The 19,400-nt window shown below is 67.2% G+C and carries 22 protein-coding genes; 14 read left to right on the top strand and 8 right to left on the bottom strand.

Annotation, left to right across the window (positions count from 1 at the left end):
- Nucleotides 1-6: 6 nt before the first annotated feature.
- Complete coding sequence (locus ACFOOQ_RS03390) at nucleotides 7-591, top strand: uracil-DNA glycosylase family protein (RefSeq protein WP_379721786.1); 585 nt, start codon at nucleotides 7-9, stop codon at nucleotides 589-591.
- Here ACFOOQ_RS03390 and ACFOOQ_RS03385 read toward each other — a convergent pair.
- From ACFOOQ_RS03385 to ACFOOQ_RS03370, 4 genes are all read right to left on the bottom strand, one after another.
- Complete coding sequence (locus ACFOOQ_RS03385; RefSeq protein WP_379721783.1) at nucleotides 588-1,559, bottom strand: malate dehydrogenase; 972 nt, start codon at nucleotides 1,557-1,559, stop codon at nucleotides 588-590. The two genes, ACFOOQ_RS03390 and ACFOOQ_RS03385, sit on opposite strands and share 4 nt — an antisense overlap.
- A gap of 114 nt (nucleotides 1,560-1,673) precedes the next feature.
- Nucleotides 1,674-2,159 carry a PAS domain-containing protein gene (locus ACFOOQ_RS03380; protein WP_379721780.1) on the bottom strand — a complete coding sequence of 162 codons (486 nt, stop codon included), beginning with the start codon at nucleotides 2,157-2,159 and terminating at the stop codon, nucleotides 1,674-1,676.
- A gap of 1 nt (nucleotide 2,160) precedes the next feature.
- Nucleotides 2,161-2,697: a PAS domain-containing protein gene (locus tag ACFOOQ_RS03375; RefSeq protein WP_379721778.1), complete on the bottom strand. Its 537-nt coding sequence runs from the start codon at nucleotides 2,695-2,697 to the stop codon at nucleotides 2,161-2,163.
- Nucleotides 2,698-2,800: 103 nt separating this feature from the next.
- On the bottom strand, nucleotides 2,801-3,346 hold the full coding sequence (locus ACFOOQ_RS03370; RefSeq protein WP_379721775.1) for a hypothetical protein: 546 nt from the start codon (nucleotides 3,344-3,346) through the stop codon (nucleotides 2,801-2,803).
- A 249-nt stretch (nucleotides 3,347-3,595) separates the two neighbouring features.
- Between ACFOOQ_RS03370 and ACFOOQ_RS03365 the strand changes: the two genes are divergently transcribed.
- The 13 genes from ACFOOQ_RS03365 (at nucleotide 3,596) to ftsH (ending at nucleotide 16,329) form a co-directional block, all read left to right on the top strand.
- Nucleotides 3,596-4,342: a YebC/PmpR family DNA-binding transcriptional regulator gene (locus tag ACFOOQ_RS03365; protein WP_379721772.1), complete on the top strand. Its 747-nt coding sequence runs from the start codon at nucleotides 3,596-3,598 to the stop codon at nucleotides 4,340-4,342.
- 9 nt (nucleotides 4,343-4,351) lie between these two features.
- The gene (ruvC, locus tag ACFOOQ_RS03360) at nucleotides 4,352-4,894 is read left to right on the top strand and encodes a crossover junction endodeoxyribonuclease RuvC (RefSeq protein WP_379721769.1); all 543 of its coding nucleotides are present in this window, start codon (nucleotides 4,352-4,354) and stop codon (nucleotides 4,892-4,894) included.
- Nucleotides 4,891-5,514, top strand: coding sequence for a Holliday junction branch migration protein RuvA (gene ruvA / locus ACFOOQ_RS03355; RefSeq protein WP_379721766.1), 624 nt, complete (start codon nucleotides 4,891-4,893; stop codon nucleotides 5,512-5,514). The genes ruvC and ruvA overlap by 4 nt, the downstream gene beginning before the upstream one ends.
- On the top strand, nucleotides 5,511-6,584 hold the full coding sequence (gene ruvB / locus ACFOOQ_RS03350; protein WP_379721763.1) for a Holliday junction branch migration DNA helicase RuvB: 1,074 nt from the start codon (nucleotides 5,511-5,513) through the stop codon (nucleotides 6,582-6,584). Before ruvA ends, ruvB begins: the two co-directional genes overlap by 4 nt.
- On the top strand, nucleotides 6,577-7,047 hold the full coding sequence (locus ACFOOQ_RS03345; RefSeq protein WP_379721760.1) for a YbgC/FadM family acyl-CoA thioesterase: 471 nt from the start codon (nucleotides 6,577-6,579) through the stop codon (nucleotides 7,045-7,047). The genes ruvB and ACFOOQ_RS03345 overlap by 8 nt, the downstream gene beginning before the upstream one ends.
- 33 nt (nucleotides 7,048-7,080) lie before the next feature.
- Nucleotides 7,081-7,818, top strand: coding sequence for a protein TolQ (gene tolQ, locus ACFOOQ_RS03340; protein ID WP_379721757.1), 738 nt, complete (start codon nucleotides 7,081-7,083; stop codon nucleotides 7,816-7,818).
- 3 nt (nucleotides 7,819-7,821) lie between these two features.
- Nucleotides 7,822-8,268 (top strand): protein TolR, encoded by a 447-nt coding sequence (gene tolR / locus ACFOOQ_RS03335; protein ID WP_379721754.1) that lies wholly within the window; start codon nucleotides 7,822-7,824, stop codon nucleotides 8,266-8,268.
- 19 nt (nucleotides 8,269-8,287) lie between these two features.
- Entirely contained in the window at nucleotides 8,288-9,247 is a 960-nt protein-coding gene (locus ACFOOQ_RS03330) for an energy transducer TonB (protein ID WP_379721751.1), read from the top strand.
- Nucleotides 9,248-9,263: 16 nt separating this feature from the next.
- Entirely contained in the window at nucleotides 9,264-10,613 is a 1,350-nt protein-coding gene (gene tolB / locus ACFOOQ_RS03325; RefSeq protein WP_379721749.1) for a Tol-Pal system beta propeller repeat protein TolB, read from the top strand.
- A gap of 355 nt (nucleotides 10,614-10,968) precedes the next feature.
- Nucleotides 10,969-11,481, top strand: coding sequence for a peptidoglycan-associated lipoprotein Pal (gene pal, locus ACFOOQ_RS03320; protein WP_379721746.1), 513 nt, complete (start codon nucleotides 10,969-10,971; stop codon nucleotides 11,479-11,481).
- 235 nt (nucleotides 11,482-11,716) lie between these two features.
- Nucleotides 11,717-12,781, top strand: a complete 1,065-nt coding sequence (ybgF, locus tag ACFOOQ_RS03315) for a tol-pal system protein YbgF (protein ID WP_379721743.1) — start codon at nucleotides 11,717-11,719, stop codon at nucleotides 12,779-12,781.
- Nucleotides 12,782-12,785: 4 nt separating this feature from the next.
- Nucleotides 12,786-14,147: a tRNA lysidine(34) synthetase TilS gene (tilS, locus tag ACFOOQ_RS03310; protein WP_379721740.1), complete on the top strand. Its 1,362-nt coding sequence runs from the start codon at nucleotides 12,786-12,788 to the stop codon at nucleotides 14,145-14,147.
- Between the two features lie 241 nt (nucleotides 14,148-14,388).
- Entirely contained in the window at nucleotides 14,389-16,329 is a 1,941-nt protein-coding gene (ftsH, locus tag ACFOOQ_RS03305; protein WP_379721737.1) for an ATP-dependent zinc metalloprotease FtsH, read from the top strand.
- 497 nt (nucleotides 16,330-16,826) lie between these two features.
- Here ftsH and ACFOOQ_RS03300 read toward each other — a convergent pair whose 3' ends face one another.
- From ACFOOQ_RS03300 to ACFOOQ_RS03285, 4 genes are read right to left on the bottom strand one after another with little or no spacing between them, the layout of a single operon-like run.
- Nucleotides 16,827-17,528 (bottom strand): type 1 glutamine amidotransferase, encoded by a 702-nt coding sequence (locus ACFOOQ_RS03300; RefSeq protein WP_379721734.1) that lies wholly within the window; start codon nucleotides 17,526-17,528, stop codon nucleotides 16,827-16,829.
- 50 nt (nucleotides 17,529-17,578) lie between these two features.
- Entirely contained in the window at nucleotides 17,579-18,226 is a 648-nt protein-coding gene (locus tag ACFOOQ_RS03295) for a hypothetical protein (protein WP_379721731.1), read from the bottom strand.
- A 20-nt stretch (nucleotides 18,227-18,246) separates the two neighbouring features.
- Nucleotides 18,247-18,861, bottom strand: coding sequence for a LysE family translocator (locus ACFOOQ_RS03290; RefSeq protein WP_379721728.1), 615 nt, complete (start codon nucleotides 18,859-18,861; stop codon nucleotides 18,247-18,249).
- Nucleotides 18,862-18,883: 22 nt separating this feature from the next.
- Entirely contained in the window at nucleotides 18,884-19,234 is a 351-nt protein-coding gene (locus ACFOOQ_RS03285; protein ID WP_379721726.1) for a helix-turn-helix domain-containing protein, read from the bottom strand.
- Nucleotides 19,235-19,400 lie beyond the last annotated feature (166 nt).

Raw genomic sequence — 19,400 nt, 5'->3', positions numbered from 1 at the left:
CTGACCATGGCGGCATTCGGCAGACTGCTGAAGGACGTGCGAGCCTGCACCGTCTGCGCCGCGCAACTGCCGCTCGGGCCGCGCCCGGTGGTGCGCATGGCATCCTCCGCGCGGCTGATGATCATCGGCCAGGCACCGGGCACGAAGGTGCATGAGAGCGGCATTCCGTGGGACGACCGCAGCGGCGACCAGCTCCGCGCCTGGCTCGGCCTCGACCGCGATGTGTTTTACGACGAAACGCGCATCGCCATCATGCCGATGGGCTTCTGCTATCCCGGCCGCGACGCGCGCGGCGGCGACAGCCCGCCCAGGCCGGAATGCGCGCCGCTGTGGCATGACCGCCTGCTGGCGCATCTGCCGGGCATCGAGCTCACCCTGCTGGTCGGGCAATATGCCCAGGCGCGCTATCTCGGCACCCGGCGCAAATCCACGCTGACCGCCACGGTGCAGGCCTGGGCCGAATACCTGCCCGGCGGCCTGCTGCCGCTGCCGCACCCGAGCTGGCGGAATACCGGCTGGCAGAAGCGCCAGCCGTGGTTTGCCGCCGACCTGCTGCCGGTGCTGCGGCAGCAGGTCGCGCGGCTGCTCTAGCCGACGGCTTCCAGCTCGCCGGCGAGTTCGGCGCAGGTCTTGTCGAGCATCGTCCGGGCGAAATCGTCGATCGGCAGGTCTTTCACCCGTTCGTAGGTGCCGCCGGCACAGATGACCGGCACGCCGCAGATCAGGCCGGGCGGAATGCCGTAGCTGCCGTCCGACGGCACGCCCATCGATACCCAGCCGCCCTGCGTGCCCTGGATCCAGTCGCGCATATGGTCGATGGCGGCATTGGCGGCGGAGGCGGCCGACGAGGCGCCGCGTGCCTCGATGATCGCCGTGCCGCGCTGGGCCACGGTCGGGATCAGCGTCTCGCGATACCAGGCCGCGTCGCCGATCATGTCGCGCAGGCTGCGCCCGCCGACGGTGGCAAAGCGCCAGTCGGCGAACATGGTCGGCGAGTGGTTGCCCCAGACGACCACCTTCTCGATGTCGTGTACGGCGACGCCGGCCTTGGCGGCGAATTGCGAGGCCGCGCGGTTGTGGTCGAGCCGGATCATCGAGGTGATGTTCGCGGCGGGAAACTCCGGGGCGTTGCGGGCGAGGATGGCGGCATTGGTGTTGGCCGGGTTGCCGACGACGATGACGCGGGCGTCGCGTTTTGCGCCCTCGTTCAGCGCCCGGCCCTGCACTTTGAAGATCTCGGCATTGGCCGACAGCAGGTCGCGCCGCTCCATGCCCTTGCTGCGCGGTCGCGAGCCGACCAGGAAGGCCGCATCGGCATCGCGGAAGGCGGTGGCCGGATCGTCAGTGACGGTGACGCCGGCCAGCAGGGGGAAGGCGCAGTCCTCAAGTTCCATGACGACACCGCGGACGGCGGCCTGCGCCTGCGGCAGATCGAGCAGTTGCAGGATGACCGGCTGGTCCGGGCCGAAGACATCGCCCTTGGCGATCCGGAACAGCAGGGAATAGCAGATCTGGCCGGCAGCGCCGGTCACGGTGATGCGTTTGGCCTGTAGTGACATGGGTTTCTCCTTCGGCGGGCTGGGCGGTGATGGCAGGACAATGGTATTGGCCGTTCGATCAGACCAACAGATTGTCCGGTTCGTATCGACAAGAAAAATCGAACGATCTGGCGGTCAGGGGCGCCGGCGCGCCACGAATTCGAGGAAGCAGAGCAGCTTGTCGACCTGCACGCCGTCGGTCGACAGCGGCATGACGATGTCGACTACCGAGAGGAAGTCTTTGTGCGGGCCGACATAGGGCACCCGGTTGACGCGCGGCACCTGCTGCGTGGTGACGGCCTCAAGGCTCTGCCAGATGCGGCTGCCCGGCTGCTGGTGCGGCAGGTCGCTCATGCATGTGCCGGTATAGCGCGCCAGCATGTGCTCGTCGGCGAAAGTGCCGAGTACGCGGTAGCGGAAATCCAGCGGCCAGCCCGGCTTGGCGTCGCGCAGCACGTCCATCAGGATCAGGTTGGGCAGCAGCGGCGTGATCGCCGCCGGATCGATATCGGCACGTGACGGCATCGCCCGGTCGCCGCGCTGCGCATCCCAGTAGTCGAAGCCGGCCAGCAGCAGGGGCGTGGCGCCGTCGCGCTCAAGGCTGTCCCGCAGCGCGCTCACCTCACGGCGCCCCTTTGCCCGGACGCGGCACCGGCTGCGGGGTTTCCGCCGGCACCGGGCCAAGGCCGTGGCGGGGCAGGAAGTCGACCAGGTTGAACAGCATGGTCACGGTCCTGCCGTCTTCCGACAGCGGTGCGATCAGGTCCTGGGCGGCGAGGAAATCCTTGTGCTGGCCGATATACGGCACCTGGGTGACCAGCGGCCGGGCCGTTTCGACGACGGTGCTGAAATTCTGCCACATGCGGCTTGGCGGCTTCTGGTGTGGGATCTCGCTCATGCGCAGGCCGGTATAGCGCATGGTCAGATGTGCCTCCACCGCGCCGCCCATCAGGCGATAGCGGAAATCGAGCGGCGCGCCGGTCGTATTTCCGGATGGCGCCTCGCGCAGCACTTCGAGCAGCACCACATGAGGCAGCAGGGCGGGGATTTCGGCCGGATTGATGTCGCCGCGCGCCGGCATCGGCCGTCCGGCGCGCTTGGCGTCCCAGTAACGATAGCCCTGTTGCAGCAGGTGAGTGGCGCGGTTCAGCTCGAGCACGACCCGATGTTAGGCTGGCACCGCGCCGCTTGTCGCGCAGGTTCTAAAGACCTGCACTCATTGGGTTGAGCGGTTTACCACCGGCATGTCCGCGCGGTTGCGGTCAGCCAAGCTGGGTGAAGGGATGGGTGCCGTCCTCGAGGCGGACGGCAGGACCGAGATCGACGCAGACTAGCAGCCGGTCGACGGTCTCGCCGTCATCGGCCAGCGGCAGCACGATGTGATAGATGCTGCTGAGGTCGCGGGCGCGGCCGACATAGGGCAGTATGCCGTGGATCGGCGCCCGGGCGTCGAAGGCGGCCGACAGATGGTCCCAGACCTTGCTGGGCGGCCGCTGGTGCGGCAGCTCGCTGAGCAGCCGGCCGGTATTGTCGGAATTGCTGATCGCCTGGATGCGGCTGCCGATCTCGGCATAGCGGAAATCGAAGGGCTCGCGGATCGCCGCGAACAGGATGGTGAAGGGGCGGATGGTCTCGGGGATCAGCGGCGCCAGGGTCGCCCGGTCCGGCATCTCGCGGGCGCCGCGGGCCTGCAGCCACAGGCCATGGGCCTGGCGCATCATCCCCGACTGCGGGTAGCCCGGCAGCGCCGAGGGCGTCTGCGGCAGCGCCACCGGCGGGATGGCGATCCATTGGGCGAGGTCGGACATGCGTCTCCCATTATAATCTGTATGCAGATCAGCCCGTTGCCACGGACGGCTCCGACACACGCGTTTGATTGTATGGAGCAGGGTGGTTTCGCGCAAGAGTGATATCGGGATCGGCGGTAAAGGCTTCCGGCAGCTTGCTTTTAGCTCCGCGGAAGGCTATCCGGGCGCCTCGCCGGCTGCCGGTGGCGGCCGAAATATGGTAAACACACCCGATTCGCCCGTTTTCCGCTACGCCGCAGGTTGAAGGTCATGGCCGGCCATTCCCAGTTCAAGAATATCATGCACCGCAAGGGTGCGCAGGACGCCAAGAAAGCCAAGGTGTTCACCAAGCTGATCCGCGAGCTGACCACGGCAGCGCGCGCCGGCCAGCCCGACCCGGCGGCCAATCCGCGCCTGCGCGCCGCGATCCAGGCCGCCCGTGCTGCCAACATGCCGAAGGATACCGTCGAGCGCGCCGTCAAGCGCGGCGCCGGCGGCGACGGTGCCGACAATTACGAAGAGGTGCGCTACGAAGGCTACGGCCCCGGTGGTGTCGCCGTGATCGTCGAGGCGCTGACCGACAACCGCAACCGCACCGCCGGCGAGGTGCGCGCCGCCTTCTCGAAGAACGGCGGCACGCTCGGCGAGACCAATTCGGTCGCCTTCATGTTCGATCGCGTCGGCGAGATCGTCTTCCCGGCCGCTGCGGCCAGCGGCGAGGCGATGTTCGAGGCGGCGCTGGAAGCCGGCGCCGACGACTGCCAGTCCGACGACAACCATGTGATCACCTGCAACCAGGATGACTTCGCCCAGGTGCGCGAGGTGCTGGAAAAGCAGTTCGGCGATCCGGAATCGGCCAAGCTGGTGTGGCGGCCGAAAACCGGCACACCGATCGAGGGCGAGAAAGCGGAAACCTTGTTCAAGATGATCGAGGTGCTGGAAGATTCCGACGACGTCCAGCAGGTCTATGCCAATTTCGAGATTTCGGAGGACGAGCTGAGCAAGCTCGCGAGCTGACAGGACCGCATGCGCATCATTGGCCTCGACCCGGGTCTGCGCGCCACCGGCTGGGGAGTGATCCTCGCCGAGGGCAACCGGTTGAGCCATGTGGCGCATGGCACCATCCGCAGCAATCCGGACGAGGACCTCGCCTATCGCCTGCGCAGCCTGCATGACGCGCTGACCGAAATCCTCAATGAATGGCAGCCGCAGAGCGCCGCCGTGGAAGAAACCTTCGTCAACAAGAATCCGGCCTCGACGCTCAAACTCGGCCAGGCGCGCGGCGTGGTGCTGCTGGCGCCGGCCCAGGCCGGGCTGCCGGTCGCCGAATATGCGCCCACCGTGATCAAGAAGGCGGTGGTCGGCACCGGCGCCGCCGACAAGGACCAGGTGCATGCCATGGTCAAGCGTCTGCTGCCCGGCGTGACCGTGCAGGGCAGCGATGCGGCCGACGCGCTGGCGCTGGCGATCTGCCACGCCCATCATGCGGCCAGCCAGCGCGTGCTGCGTGCCGCCGAGGGCCGCGCCCATGCCGCTGCCCGGACTGCCAGACTGGCAGGTGCGCGGTGATCGCCCGGCTGTCCGGCCTGCTCGATTCCGTCTCCGAGAGCGCCTGCATCGTCGATGTCGGCGGCGTCGGCTACCTCGTCTATTGCTCGGGCCGCACGCTGCGTGGTCTGCCGCGGCCGGGCGAGGTCGTGCGGCTGCATGTCGAGACCCATGTCCGCGAGGACCATATCCATCTCTACGGCTTCCTCGCCGAGGCCGAACGCGGCTGGTTCAACCTGCTGCAGACCGTGCAGGGCGTCGGCGCGCGGGTCGCGCTCGGCATCCTGTCCTCGCTGTCGCCTGACGAGCTGTTCCGCGCCATTGCGTCCGCCGACAAGACGACGCTGCACCGCTGCGATGGCGTCGGCCCCAAGCTGGCCGCGCGGCTGGTCACCGAACTGAAGGACAAGGTCGGCGGCATCGCGCTCGGCCCCGTCGCCATGGCCGGCGGTGGCGCCGCCGAGACCGTGGCGGCGACCGAGGGCACCGGGGCCGTGGCCGATGCGCTGTCGGCGCTGGTCAATCTGGGCTATCGCCGCGCCGATGCCTTCGGTGCGGTCACGGCCGCCGCGCGCACGCTCGGCAGCGAGGCCAATGTGCAGGCGCTGATCCGCGCCGGGCTGAAGGAGCTGGCCCAGTGACGCCGAAACCGGCAAAGGACACGCCGGTCGATGCCGGCCGGCTGGTCTCGGGGGCCACGGCCGAGGGCGACGACTTCGAGCGCCACCTGCGGCCGCAGCAGCTCGGCGATTTCATCGGCCAGCGCCAGGCCCGCGAGAACCTGCAGGTCTTCATCCAGGCCGCCCGCGCCCGCGACGAGGCGCTCGACCATGTGCTGCTGCACGGCCCGCCGGGCCTCGGCAAGACCACGCTGGCGCAGATCGTCGCCCGCGAGCTCGGCGTCAGTTTCAAGGCGACCTCGGGCCCGGTGATCGCCAAGGCCGGCGACCTTGCCGCGCTGCTGACCAATCTCGAAGCTCGCGACGTGCTGTTCATCGACGAGATCCACCGGCTCAACCCGGCCGTCGAGGAAATCCTCTATCCGGCGATGGAGGATTTCCAGCTCGACCTGATCATCGGCGAGGGGCCTTCGGCGCGCAGCGTGCGCATCGACCTGCCGCCGTTCACCCTGGTCGGCGCCACCACGCGCTCAGGGCTCTTGACCACGCCGTTGCGCGAACGCTTCGGCATTCCACTGCGGCTGAATTTCTACGAAGCGGACGAGCTTGAGCTGATCGTGCGGCGCGGCGCCCGCATCCTGGCGCTGGAGCTGGATGCCAGCGGCGCCCGCGAAATCGCCCGCCGGGCCCGCGGCACGCCGCGCGTCGCCGGCCGGCTGCTGCGCCGGGTGCGCGACTTCGCCGCCGTCTCGGGGGTGAAGACCGTCGACGCCGCCGCCGCCGATGCGGCGCTGCAGCGGCTCGAGGTCGATGCCCGCGGCCTGGATGCCATGGACCGCCGCTATCTCGGGGTCATCGCCCGCGACTTCCAGGGCGGCCCGGTCGGTGTCGAGACCATCGCCGCCGCCCTGTCCGAGCCGCGCGACGCGCTGGAAGACATCATCGAGCCCTATCTGATCCAGCAGGGCTTCCTGCAGCGCACTCCGCGCGGCCGGCTGTTGACCGCCCAGGCCTTCGCCCATATCGGGCTGACCGCACCGGCAGGCCTCGCCGGCCGCCAGCTCGACATGCTGGGAGACGACGATGCCTGAGCAGGCCGCAGGGCAGGGCACAGGACAGGGCTTCGTGCATCGCTATCCGCTGCGGGTGCAGTGGGAGGATACCGATGCCGCCGGCATCGTCTATTACGCCAATTACCTGCGCTATATCGAGCGCGGCCGTTCCGACCTGCTGCTCGCCCATGGCATCGACCAGCGCGGCCTGATGGACGGCGGCGAATCGGACGGCCGGGGCGGCGCCGCCTTCGCGGTCCGCGCCTGCAATGTCGAGTATCTGAAGCCGGCCCGCCTGCATGAGGATCTGGTCGTCACCACCGCAATCACCGCTTTGCGCGGCGCCACGGTCGAGGCCCGCCAGGATGTCTGGCGGGGCGAGGAACTGCTGGTTTCCGCCGAAGTCCGGCTCGCCTGCATCGACGGCCGGGGCCGGGCGCGGCGGGTGCCGCCGGCGGTTGCGGCCGTATTCGCCACACTTTCACCAAATTTATCGCGTTGATCTGCTAGTTCTTAACGGAAGGACTCAAATCTAATGGACAGGACCGTCAGCGCCATGCAGCTCGGGGGCTCGTCAGCCGTATCCGACCTGTCCCTGTGGGCGCTCTTCATACAGGCCGACTGGATCGTCAAGGCCGTCATGCTGATGCTGATCCTCGCCTCCTTCTGGTCGTGGGCGATCATCTTCGACAAGATCCTGAAGATCCGGAAGGTGGTGGCCGATACCGACAAGTTCGAAAGCGACTTCTGGTCGGGTGGCTCGCTGGACGCGCTGTATGACCGCCTGTCGGTCTCCGGCCCGCAGCATCCGATGGCCGTCCTGTTCGTCGCCGCGATGCGCGAATGGCGGCGCTCCACCGAACGCGGTCTGGTTCGCGGCAAGCAGGGACTGGGCTCGCTGCAGATCCGCATCGGCCAGGTCATGCGGGTCTCGATCGACCGCGAGATGGACCGCATCGAACGCTACCTCGGCTTCCTCGCGTCCGTCGGTTCGGTGTCGCCCTTCGTCGGCCTGTTCGGCACCGTCTGGGGCATCATGAACAGCTTTCATGCCATCGCATCCAGCAAGAACACCTCGCTGGCCGTGGTGGCGCCGGGCATCGCCGAGGCGCTGTTCGCCACCGCGCTCGGCCTGCTCGCCGCGATCCCGGCGGTGATGGCCTACAACAAGTTTTCCAGCGATCTCGGCCGGCTCAATATCCGGCTCGAGGGCTTTGCCGGCGAGTTCCAGGCGCTGATGTCGCGCCAGCTCGACGAAGAAGCGGCGGAGTAATCCATGGCAATGCAACTCGGAGGCGGCAGGACCAGCGGCGGCCGCATGCGGCGCCGGCCGATGGCCGACATCAACGTCACCCCGATGGTCGACGTGATGCTGGTGCTGCTGATCGTCTTCATGGTGGCGGCGCCTTTGCTCACGGTCGGCGTGCAGGTTGACCTGCCGAAGACCCAGGCCGCCGCGATCCAGGGCCAGGACGAGCCGCTGGCAGTGACCATCGACGCCAAGGGCACCATTTACCTGCAGGAGACGCCGGTCGAAATCGACCAGCTGGTGCCGCGCCTGCAGGCGATCGCCCAGGGCGCCGCCGACCGCCGCATCTTCGTGCGCGGCGACCAGTCGATCAACTACGGCAAGGTGCTCGAGGTGATGGGCATGATCAATGCCGGCGGCTTCACCAAGGTGGCGCTGGTCGGCAATCCGCCGGCGGCCGGCGGGAAGAAGTAACGGCAGGACAGCACGAACCGTGCAGCGCACTTCGTACATATTCTCGGCCAGCCTGCATGCCGGTATCCTGGCATTGGCAGTCTTCGGGCTGCCGTATTTCCAGCCGGACGTGCAGACCGAGCCCACGGTGATCCTGGCCGAATTCGCGCCGATCGCCGAGCAGACCAATGTGCCGAAGCCGCAGCCCAAGACGGTCGAGACCAAGGCCGAGCCGAAGCCGGAACCGAAGCCCGAGGTCAAGGAGGCCAAGCCCGAGCCGCCGAAGCCGCCGCCGGCCGCCGTGACTCCGCCGCCACCGCCACCCCCGCCGACGCCGGAGCCACCGAAAAAGCAGGTCGAGGCACCGAAGCCCGCGCCGATGCCGGAACCCGAGCCGACGCCGAAGCCGGTGCCCAAGCCCGACAAGGTTGCCGACGCGCCGGAGCCGCCGAAGAAGAAGGTCGAAGCGCCGAAGCCGGTCGAGAAGCCGGCGCCGCCGAAGCCGCAGACCCCGCCGCAGAAGAGCAAGACGCCGGATTTCGCCGACGTCGCGGCGCTGGTCAACAAGATGCAGAAGACGCCGCCGGCGACTCAGCCCAACCAGGCGCCGCAGGTGGCCTCGCGCACGCCGCCGGCGTCCGCGTCGCGCGCCGAGGGGCCGTCGAACCCGAACCTGCCGATCTCGATGAGCGAGAAGGATTTTATCCGCAAGCAGGTCGAGGACAACTGGCTGTTCGATCTCGGCGCCAAGGATGCCGAGAACCTGGTCGTGCGCATCCGCTTCAGCATCAATCCCGATGGCACGCTGCGGACGCAGCCGCAGATCGTCGACCAGGCCCGCATGTACCTGCCGGGCCAGGAAAGCTATCGCGCCGCCGCCGAATCGGCGCGGCGCGCCGTCCTCAAGGCAGTGCCGTTCAAGCTGCCGCCGGGCGACAAGGAAAAATGGGGCCAGGATATCATCCTGAATTTCGATCCGCGGCAGATGCTCGGAGGCTGACAGAATGGAGGCACGTATGATGCGACGGTTGAACCTGCCGGTGACGGTGGCACTGGCAATGCTTGCGGTCGTCGCGGTCGCATCCTCCGCCTTCGCCGATGTCGTCATCGACATCACGCGCGGCAACTTCAAGCCGGTGCCGATTGCCATTTCGGATTTCGATGCCGACAATCCGCAGGCCACCAAGGTCGGCCAGGATGTCGCCCGCGTCATCCGCGCCGATCTCGAACGGTCCGGCCTGTTCGCGCCGATCGATCCGAAAGCGCATATCCAGACGCCGGCGGCCATGCGCGTGCAGCCGCGCTTTTCCGACTGGCGCGTGCTGAATGTCGATGCGCTGGTCAACGGCCGCATCGAGATCCAGTCCGATGGCCGCCTGCGCGGCGAGTTCCGCCTGTGGGATGTTGCCGCCGAGCAGCAGATGACCGGCCTGGCGCTGTTCACCACGCCGGACAACTGGCGCCGGCTGGCGCATCTGATCGCCGATGCCATCTACAAGCGCGTCACCGGCGAGGACGGCTATTTCGACACCCGCATCGTCTATGTCGCCGAGAGCGGTCCGCCCGACCGCCGCATCAAGCGGCTGGCGATCATGGACCAGGATGGCGCCAACCATCGCTTCCTCACCGATGGCCGCTTCCTCGTGCTGACGCCGCGCTTCAGCCCGAGCCAGCAGGAAATCACCTACCTCAGCTATTACAACAACAAGCCGCGGGTCTATCTGTTCAACATCGACACCGGACAGCAGGAGCTGGTCGGCGATTTCCCCGGCATGACCTTCGCGCCGCGCTTCTCGCCCGACGGCAACCGCGTCATCATGTCGATGGCGGTGAACGGCAATTCCGACGTCTACATGATGGACCTGCGCACGCGGGCGAAGACGCAGCTGACTTCCGATCCGGCGATCGATACCTCGCCCAGCTTCTCGCCCGATGGCAAGCAGATCGCCTTCAACTCCGACCGCGGCGGCACCAAGCAGCTCTATGTGATGAATGCCGATGGCTCGAACCAGCATCGCATCAGCTTCAACCAGGGCCGCTATGCGACGCCGGTGTGGTCGCCACGCGGCGACCTGATCGCGTTTACCAAGGAGCACCAGGGCCAGTTCTCGATCGGCGTGATGCGTCCCGATGGCTCGGGCGAGCGCATCCTGTCGTCCTCGAACAATGTGCAGGAAGCGCCGACCTGGGCGCCGAACGGCCGTGTCCTGATGTTCTATCGGGAATCGCCATGGAACGCCCAGGGCAAGGGCCAGCGGGTGCGGCTGTTCTCGATCGACCTAACCGGGTATAATGAACGGGAAATTCCCACTCCGATTGATGCGTCCGACCCGGCCTGGTCGCCGCTGTCGGCGCTGGTCCGCTGACCCGGCGCCGGTCATTCGGGCCGCTGTCCCAGGCAGATATCCACAGGGCCGGCTGTTGCAGAAATGCCGCAGCCGGCCGGTAAGTCCTTATGTTTACTTGGCGGCCTATTGATTCACCAAAAACCGATGGATATAGTCGATTGTGACGCAATGGCTTGAACCAAAGGTTCCGGCACCGTCAGCTGTGGGTCACAATTTTCGAGCAGAATGGACCGAACGGCCGACATGTCTGGAAAGGTCTGGTTTGTGTCGGCGCATCGTTCCGGATGCGAAAAAATTCAGCGCCGGACACGGTCGCCTGTTTAGGTTGTTCAGGTTCCTGCACTCACTCGAAACCCTTGGAGGGATAAAAAAAATGCGCCTCAACTCCTTCGGCTCCAAGTTCCTGGCCGTCGCTGCCGTGGGCTTGTTCCTTGCCGCTTGCGAAAAGGCCCCTGAGAATGCCGCCAACACCGGCGGTTCGGGTACGTCCACGATGTCGACCGGTCCGTCGACCTCCGGCATTGCGTCCGGTTCGGTTCAGGACTTTCAGGTCAACGTCGGCGACCGCGTCTTCTTCGATTTCGACAAGTATGACGTGAAGCCCGCCGGCAAGGCGACCCTCGACAAGCAGGCCGCCTGGCTCAAGAAGTATCCGAACTGGAAGGTTGTCATCGAGGGTCATGCCGACGAACGCGGCACCCGCGAGTACAATCTGGCGCTCGGCGAGCGTCGCGCCAATGCCGTGAAGACCTATCTGGTCAACCAGGGCATCCCGGCGAACCGCGTCACCACGATCTCCTATGGTAAGGAGCGTCCGGTGGCTCTCGGTTCGAACGAGGCCGCCTGGGCCCAGAACCGTCGCGGCGTGACGGTCCTGTCGAACTAAAGCTTTTCCGGCGGGCGCCTTGTCGCCTGCCGGATACCGCTTGTGGAACACCCGCTCTGCTTCCGGCTCCGGCCGGCGGCGGGCGGGTGTTTCCGTTTGCGGGCTCCTGTTGCCCATGCCATGGTCCGCGGCCGCGAATAACGGCGGTTTGCCGCCCTGCGCCATTGCGGGGCGCCATGCTTTTGACGTAAATCCCTGTAAGATCAATATGCTCGACCGGAACCGGGGTATCGCCATGCCCGTGCTGCTGACCCATCACGTGATCGTCCGTCCGCCGCTTTTCGCGGCCCTGCTGGCCCTGCTGCTGGCGGGGTCCGTGCTGCTGCCGCCGCCGGCCGCGGCCCAGGACAACCAGGCCCTGATCGATCGCGTCAATCGTCTGCAGGCCGACCTGCAGGCGCTGCAGCGCCAGGTCTATCGCGGCGGCAGCACGCCGCCGGCGGCGCTGCCCAGCGACGGCAGCCTGGGCCAGACCGGGGCCAGCGGCCAGTCGGTCGCCAACCAGCTCGCTGGCCGCATCGACGACCTGGAAAGCCAGGTCCGTGCGCTCACCGGCCGCTTCGAGGAGGTCGAGTTCAAGGCCAGCCAGGTGCAGCAGAATCTCGACAAGCTGAGCAAGGACATCGATTTCCGCCTGACCCAGCTCGAACGCGGCCAGCAGCCCGGCGTCCAGCCGGCCGCTGAAGGCCCTGCCGCCGCGGCGCCGGCCAATGCCGCCGGCCAGCCGCTCGCCCGCGGCTCGACCTCGGCGACGCCGGGCGCGGCGCCGACCAAAGAGGGCGTGCTCGGCAGCCTGCCGGTCGATGCCAGCGGCAGGCCTCTGCCGGGCGCCGCCGCCGCTGGCACCCAGACCGCCCAGCGCGCCGCGCCGCCCGCGGCCGCGGCGCCGTCGGCCCGCGCCAAGCTGCCGCCGGGCAGCCCCCAGGAGCAGTATAACTACGCCTACAAGCTGCTGGTGCAGAGCGACTATGCCGATGCCGAGGGCGCCTTCCGCGAATTCCTCGGCGCCCATCCGCAGGACCCGCTGGCCGGCAATGCGCAATACTGGCTCGGCGAGACCTTCTACGTGCGCCAGCAGTACGAACAGGCGTCCGCCGCCTTCCTCACCGGCTATCAGAATTACCCGAAGGGGGCCAAGGCCTCCGACAGCCTGCTCAAGCTCGGCATGTCGCTGGCGGCGCTGAAAAAGAACCCGGAAGCCTGCGCCGCGCTCGGCCAGCTGTCCAAGCAGTTCCCCGAGGCGCCGCCCCATGTGAAGGACGCCGCCCAGCGCGAGCGCGCCAAGGTCGGCTGCAAGTAGCATCATGCCGCGCCGGGGGGAGGGCGCCGCCGGCGTCACGGCCGCGGATTTCGCGGCCGCGCTCACCCCCCTGCTGGCCGGCGAACGCCCCGACCATCTGGCCGTCGCGGTCTCCGGCGGCGCCGACAGCCTGGCGCTGGCGCTGCTGGCGCAGCACTGGGCGCAGAAGCGCGGCGCCAGCCTCACCGCCTTCATCGTCGACCACCGCCTGCGCGCGGACTCCACCAAAGAGGCGAAACAGGTCGCCCGCTGGCTGAAAGCCGCCGGCATCGCCGCCCGCGTGCTGGCCTGGCAGCATGACGGCAAGCCTGCCGGCAGCCTGCAGGCCGCCGCCCGCGCGGCGCGCTATGCGCTGCTGGCACAGGCCTGCGCCAGGGCCGGCATCGGGCATCTGCTGCTCGCCCATCACCGCGATGACCAGGCCGAGACGCTGCTCCTGCGTTGCTTGCGCGGCTCCGGCGTCGACGGCCTGGCGGCGATGCAGCCGTCGCGTGTCATGGATGATGGCCTGGCCTTGCTGCGGCCGCTGCTCGACATCCCGAAGGCGCGGCTGGTGGCAACCCTGCAGAAACGCAGGCAGCCGTGGATCGAGGACCCGAGCAACGCCGACCCCGCCCATGCCCGGGTCCGCGTGCGCCGCGCGCTCGACGATCTCGCCGGCGGCGATCCGGCGGCGCGCAGTGAACTCGTCGCCCATCTGGCGCAGACCGCCCGCAACCTCGCCCGGGCGAAAGCCGCGCTGGCGGCGGCGGCTTACGACGTGCTGCGCGCCGCCGTCACCGTCACCCCCGCCGGCATCGCCTGGCTCGATCCGCGGCCCATCGCCGCCGCGCCCGACGAAGTGGGCTTACGCGCGCTCGCCCGCCTGCTCGGCGCCATCGGTGGCCAGCCTTTGCCGCCCCGGCTCGACCGGCTGGAGCGCCTGCTTGGCCAGCTGCGCAGCCCGCAGGCTTTCACCGCGCAGACCCTGCACCGCTGCCGCCTGCTGCCGCAGAAAGAACGCCGCGCCCGCGACCGCAGGACAGGGGAGGCGACTGCCGCACCGCCGCCGTTGCTGCTCGTCGTCTGCCGCGAGGCGCGCCACCTGCCAGCGCCGCAGCCGCTGGTGCCCGGCGCGACGATCCTGTGGGACGGCCGCTTCCGGATTGTGCTGACCCGCCGCGCGCCGGCCGGGCTGCAGGTCGCGGCGCTCGGCAATGCCCGGCTGCCGGTCCGCCCGCTGCCTGCGGCGGCCCCGGCTGCAACGCGGGCCGGCCTGCCGGCGATTCTGGGCGGCGATGGCGGCCTGCTGGCGGTGCCGGGCCTCGGCTGGGGCGATCTGCCGCAGGGGGTGACCGTCACATTCGCGCCGCCGCCGCTGGCGTGAGGCCGGCGTGAAGCGGGCATGAATCCGGGCTGCGACGCGGCGCTTGATCAGGATCATGCGGCCGGGCGGCCGTCTGATTTACGGTAATCCCCTGGACCGCCGCTTGTTTCCGGCCCGTCCGGTCATATCTATGGTCTTGAGCCGCGGAAATCGGCTAAACTTTTCCGCCCGCCCGGAGCTTTATCCCGGCAGCGGCGCGCGGGTCTCGTAACGGCCTGCCAGACATGAGGAATGTACTGCGGTGAACATGTTCGGTCGCAATCTGGCTCTGTGGGTGATCATCGGTCTGCTGGTGGTCGCGCTGTTCAATCTTTTCCAGGGGCCGAGCAATCGCAGCAGCAGCAGCTCCGTCGCCTATTCCGAATTCCTCAATGACGTGCAGTCGGGCCAGATCACCGACGTCAGCATCCAGGGCCATACCGTCAGCGGCCATTACCGCGACGGCCGCAGCTTCAGCACCTACACGCCGAACGACCCGACCCTGGTTGCTAAGCTGACCGAGCGCGGCGTGCGCGTGAATGCCGTGCCGCCGGAAGAAAACAACACCCTGATGCAGATCCTGATCTCGTGGTTCCCGATGCTGCTGCTGATCGGCGTCTGGATCTTCTTCATGCGCCAGATGCAGTCCGGCGGCGGCAAGGCCATGGGCTTCGGCAAGTCCAAGGCCCGCCTGCTGACCGAGAAGCACGGCCGCATCACCTTCGAGGACGTTGCCGGCATCGAGGAAGCCAAGAGCGAGCTGGAAGAGATCGTCGAATTCCTGCGCGACCCGCAGAAGTTCCAGCGCCTCGGCGGCAAGATCCCCAAGGGCTGCCTGCTGATCGGCCCGCCCGGCACGGGTAAAACCCTGCTGGCGCGCGCCATCGCCGGCGAGGCCAATGTGCCGTTCTTCACCATCTCGGGGTCCGACTTCGTCGAGATGTTCGTCGGCGTCGGCGCCAGCCGCGTGCGCGACATGTTCGAGCAGGCGAAGAAGAACGCGCCCTGCATCATCTTCATCGACGAAATCGACGCGGTCGGCCGCCATCGCGGCGCCGGCCTCGGCGGCGGCAACGACGAGCGCGAGCAGACCTTGAACCAGTTGCTGGTCGAGATGGACGGTTTCGAGGCCTCGGAAGGCGTCATCCTGATCGCCGCCACCAACCGCCCCGACGTGCTCGATCCGGCCCTGCTGCGGCCCGGCCGCTTCGACCGCCAGATCGTGGTGCCGAACCCCGACATCATCGGCCGCGAGCACATCCTGCGCGTCCATATGCGGAAAGTCCCGCTGGCGCCCGACGTCGACCCCAAGATCATCGCCCGCGGCACGCCCGGTTTTTCGGGTGCCGACCTGGCGAATCTCGTCAATGAGGCAGCCCTGCTGGCCGCGCGCCGCAACCGCCGCGTCGTCACCATGGCCGATTTCGAATCGGCCAAGGACAAGGTGATGATGGGCGCCGAGCGCCGCTCCATGGTGATGGGCGAAGAGGAAAAGCGCCTGACCGCCTATCACGAGGCGGGCCATGCGCTGGTCGGCCTGTTCATGCCCAAGCATGATCCGCTGCACAAGGTGACCATCATCCCGCGCGGCCGCGCGCTGGGTGTCACCATGTCGCTGCCGGAAAAGGATCGCCTGTCGATCTCGCACCTCGAACTGGAATCGCGCCTCGCGATGATGTTCGGCGGCCGCATGGCGGAAGAGATCATCTTCGGCAAGGAAAACATTACCACCGGCGCGTCGAACGACATCCAGCAGGCCACCGGCCTGGCGCGCCGCATGGTCACCGAATGGGGCATGTCCGACCTGCTCGGCCGCCTGCGCTATTCCGACAACGAGGAAGAGGTCTTCCTCGGCCATTCCGTCACCCAGCGCAAGAACGTCTCGGATGCCACCGCCAGGCTGATCGACGAGGAAATCCGTCGCATCATCGACGACGCCGAGGGCAATGCGCGCCGCATCCTCACCGAACATCGCGAGGACCTCGACAAGATCGCCCAGGCGCTGCTCGAATACGAGACCTTGTCGGGCGACGAGGTGCGCGCACTGCTGCGCGGCGAGCCGATCGTGCGCCCCGAGGACAAGACCCCGGCGGCGCCGACCGGCAGCGACACCGGCCCGCGCAGCGCGGTGCCGACCAGCACCAGCCGCCCGGGAGCCAAGCCCGGCCCCGGCTTCGAGCCGGAACCGCAGCCCGGCGCGTAAGCGCCAGAGCGGACGGCCGGCGCGTAAGCCTTACATACCATCGTCACCCTCGGGCTCGACCCGAGGGTCCACGCAAAAAGCCCGGCAGCACTGCCGGGCTTTTTTGTTGCGGCCGACGTGTCTCTCGCTGCAGGCACCGCATGGACCCCGGCTCGGGCTGCGCTTGGCCGGGGTGACGATCTATGGGAATGGGCACTCTCTCATAAACCGTCACCCTCGGGCCACCGGGTCCGGCCGAAGGCCGGCCCGGCGGTAAACTTCACGACCCGGGGATCCCATTCAAGAAGCCCGGCAGCGATGCCGGGCTTTTTTTGTTGCGGCCGACGTGCCTCTCGCTGCCGGCATCGCATGGACCCCGGCTCAGGGCCGGGGTGACGATCTGTGAGACAGTGAACAGCCTCACGGGCCGCGACGATCTTGAAGATAAAGCTCATTCACACAGATCGTCACCCTCGGGCTCGACCCGAGGGTCCCATTGAGAAGCCCGGCAGTGTTTTTTATGCCGCCGCCCATTGCTCCGCCAGGAAGCCGGCGATCCAGCGCATGCCGGTATCGTCCCCAGCCTCGTCCGGTGCGGCATCCGGCGGCAGGCCCGGCGCCGCGTCCTGCTTCGCCAGCACGTCGATCAGGTCGGCGAGATACGGCCGGCTGAATTCCGGGTGGAACTGCACCGACAGGATCGGGGCGTACGCGTAGCGCAGGGCGGCGTAGGCACAGGCCGGGCTGCTGGCCACGACCTCGCTGCCGGGCGGCGGCACGACCACCTGGTCCTGGTGGAAGGCCGGCATCGCCACGGTCCGCTCTGCGCCGCCGCCGAGCGTGGTCGTGTAGCGCTCCAGGCCGACGCGCCAGCCGACCGGGGCTTTCTCCACCTGGCCGCCCAGCGCCTCGGCCAGGATCTGGTGGCCGAAACACACGCCGACCAGCGGGCGCCGCACCCCGGCCGCCGCGCGGATGAAATCCTTCAAAGGGGCGATCCACGGCAGGTCGTCATAGACGCCATGGCGCGAGCCGGTCAGCAGCCAGGCATCTTGCGCTTCGGGTGCCGTCAGCGTCTCGCCATTGACCACCGAGACGGTCTCGAACGAAGCAAAGGGCAGCAGGGGCGCCAGTTGCGCGGCGAACATCGCGGGATAGCTGACATAAGTGCCGCGCAGCGCCTCAGGCACCGGCCCGCATTCGATGATACCGATGTTCATGGTTATGCGATTCGAAGGGTCTGTAAAAAAGCTCGATAGCTAGTTGATCGTTATATGTTTAGGGAATTGTCATCCCCCAATAGTTTTCGAAATTCGTTCTCCAAGTCTGCCAGAGCTGCTTTGATCTCATTTCCTACCCTTTGAGCTATTTCTCCCCATTTCTGATGCATGCTTCCATATTGCCCACTGTCAACAAACACCCGAAATTCATTGCCCGCTTTTATATATTCGGCGTTTACGTGGTCTAATTTGTCAGCCGTGCTTTTAGGAAAAAAGATAAGATTTAAAGAATAGGCAGCGCGGAACTTCTCGTGTGATTCTACCAATTTTCTATACCGCTCTTGACGAGGTTCCTCGCCGGACATTTCAATCTTTTTGACGTACTCTGCTAGTCGAAAGAAAACATCTTTGAGAGATGCATAGGTTTCTGCGATCACCTCCGCACGTTTTTGATGTAAGCGAGAGAATCGCACTTCATGTTCAGTTGACAAAATGCTTAGTTGGGCGCGTAAACGCTCAAGTTCTATCTCAGACTTCGCCCTCAGCTCCGCCTTATAAGTTTCCAATTTCTGATCATATTCATTCTTAATCGATTGCTTGATTCGCTCGGACAGCCAAAGTCTTGTAACCCAGACAATGAATCCGGCGGCGAGGGCTCCGACGAATCCGGAAGACAGAATCTGAACTAGAATTTCCATTGTCGGGTCCGTTTGTTTAATTACCGCTCCGCCAGCGCCAGCTTGGCGCCCAATGCCACGAAAGCCGCCGCAAAACTCCGCCGCAGCCAGGTCATCACTGTCGGACTGCCGATCACGCGGTCGCGTACGCTGGCGGCACAGAGTCCGTAGAGCACGAAGACGACAAACGTCATCGCCATGAACACGGCGCTCAATTCCAGCATGCGCCCGAGCGCGTCCGGCGCCCCGGCGGGCACGAACTGCGGCAGGAAGGCGAGGAAGAACACCGACAGCTTCGGGTTCAGCAGGTTGACCAGGATGCCCTGGCCGGCAATGCGCAGCGCCGGGCGGCTGCCGCCGGCGAGGACCGATACGGTCAGGGTGCCGGTCGCGCGCCAGCTCTGCCACGCCATCCACAAGAGGTAAGCCACGCCGGCATATTTGAAGATGGCGAAGGCCATGCCGCTCGCCTGCAAGAGCGCGGCCAGCCCGGTGATCGCGGCCAGCATATGCGGCACGATGCCGAGCATGCAGCCCAGCGCGGCGATCACGCTGGCCCGGGCGCCACGGCCCAAAGCGGCGGAGAGCGTGTAGAGCACCCCGGTGCCCGGGGCGATGACGACGACCAGCGCGATGATGAGAAATTCGGGGCTCATGAGGGCTCCTGTCCGGAAGGCTTCACTCGGCGGCGGCGATGCTGATCTTCAGCCGCAGGCCGGTGGCGGCCAGCATGTTGACCAGGGTATCCAGCGAGAAATGCTCGATGCGGCCATGCATCAGGTCGGCGATGCGCGGCCCGCCGACGCCGAGCATGCCGGCGGCGGTCGCCTCGTCCAGTCCGGCGCCGGCGATATGGTCGACCAGCAGGCCGGCCAGGCTGGCGCGCAGCCGCATGTTCTCGGCCAGTGGTGCAGCTTGGGGCGCGGCCTGTGGTGCAGCTTGGGGCGCGGCTTGCGGGGCGGGCGCAGCGGCAGGCGCCGCCGCTGCCGGCTTCACTGCCCGGCCGGTTCTCTGGGATTTTGCCGTCATGGGGCCCCCCTCCCGCAATGCCGCCGCACGGCAGCCGGCCCTATACAATCCTGCCGGGGCGGGGGCTGTAAACCGGCACCGGCCTGCCTATATGGCTGGGCGTCCCCGTTCCCCCGTCCGGCAGGGCGGCCCGTCCCCGGCCGGCCGCCCACCTCCGGTCCGGCGG

The organism is Ferrovibrio xuzhouensis (genome assembly GCF_042648965.1).
Taxonomy (GTDB): Bacteria; Pseudomonadota; Alphaproteobacteria; order Ferrovibrionales; family Ferrovibrionaceae; genus Ferrovibrio; species Ferrovibrio xuzhouensis.
The sequence above is the reverse complement of the archived record's forward strand: the minus strand, read 5'-3'. Positions and strand labels throughout refer to the sequence as shown.

Bases quoted from the DNA above. Each gene is read 5' to 3' on its own strand.
- ACFOOQ_RS03390 (WP_379721786.1), top strand. From the start codon at position 7: ATGGCGGCATTCGGCAGACTGCTGAAGGACGTGCGAGCCTGCACCGTC.
- ACFOOQ_RS03385 (WP_379721783.1), bottom strand. From the start codon at position 1,559: ATGTCACTACAGGCCAAACGCATCACCGTGACCGGCGCTGCCGGCCAG.
- ACFOOQ_RS03370 (WP_379721775.1), bottom strand. From the start codon at position 3,346: ATGTCCGACCTCGCCCAATGGATCGCCATCCCGCCGGTGGCGCTGCCG.
- ACFOOQ_RS03365 (WP_379721772.1), top strand. From the start codon at position 3,596: ATGGCCGGCCATTCCCAGTTCAAGAATATCATGCACCGCAAGGGTGCG.
- ruvC (WP_379721769.1), top strand. From the start codon at position 4,352: ATGCGCATCATTGGCCTCGACCCGGGTCTGCGCGCCACCGGCTGGGGA.
- ACFOOQ_RS03345 (WP_379721760.1), top strand. From the start codon at position 6,577: ATGCCTGAGCAGGCCGCAGGGCAGGGCACAGGACAGGGCTTCGTGCAT.
- tolQ (WP_379721757.1), top strand. From the start codon at position 7,081: ATGGACAGGACCGTCAGCGCCATGCAGCTCGGGGGCTCGTCAGCCGTA.
- tolR (WP_379721754.1), top strand. From the start codon at position 7,822: ATGGCAATGCAACTCGGAGGCGGCAGGACCAGCGGCGGCCGCATGCGG.
- tolB (WP_379721749.1), top strand. From the start codon at position 9,264: ATGATGCGACGGTTGAACCTGCCGGTGACGGTGGCACTGGCAATGCTT.
- pal (WP_379721746.1), top strand. From the start codon at position 10,969: ATGCGCCTCAACTCCTTCGGCTCCAAGTTCCTGGCCGTCGCTGCCGTG.
- ybgF (WP_379721743.1), top strand. From the start codon at position 11,717: ATGCCCGTGCTGCTGACCCATCACGTGATCGTCCGTCCGCCGCTTTTC.
- tilS (WP_379721740.1), top strand. From the start codon at position 12,786: ATGCCGCGCCGGGGGGAGGGCGCCGCCGGCGTCACGGCCGCGGATTTC.
- ACFOOQ_RS03300 (WP_379721734.1), bottom strand. From the start codon at position 17,528: ATGAACATCGGTATCATCGAATGCGGGCCGGTGCCTGAGGCGCTGCGC.
- ACFOOQ_RS03295 (WP_379721731.1), bottom strand. From the start codon at position 18,226: ATGGAAATTCTAGTTCAGATTCTGTCTTCCGGATTCGTCGGAGCCCTC.
- ACFOOQ_RS03290 (WP_379721728.1), bottom strand. From the start codon at position 18,861: ATGAGCCCCGAATTTCTCATCATCGCGCTGGTCGTCGTCATCGCCCCG.
- ACFOOQ_RS03285 (WP_379721726.1), bottom strand. From the start codon at position 19,234: ATGACGGCAAAATCCCAGAGAACCGGCCGGGCAGTGAAGCCGGCAGCG.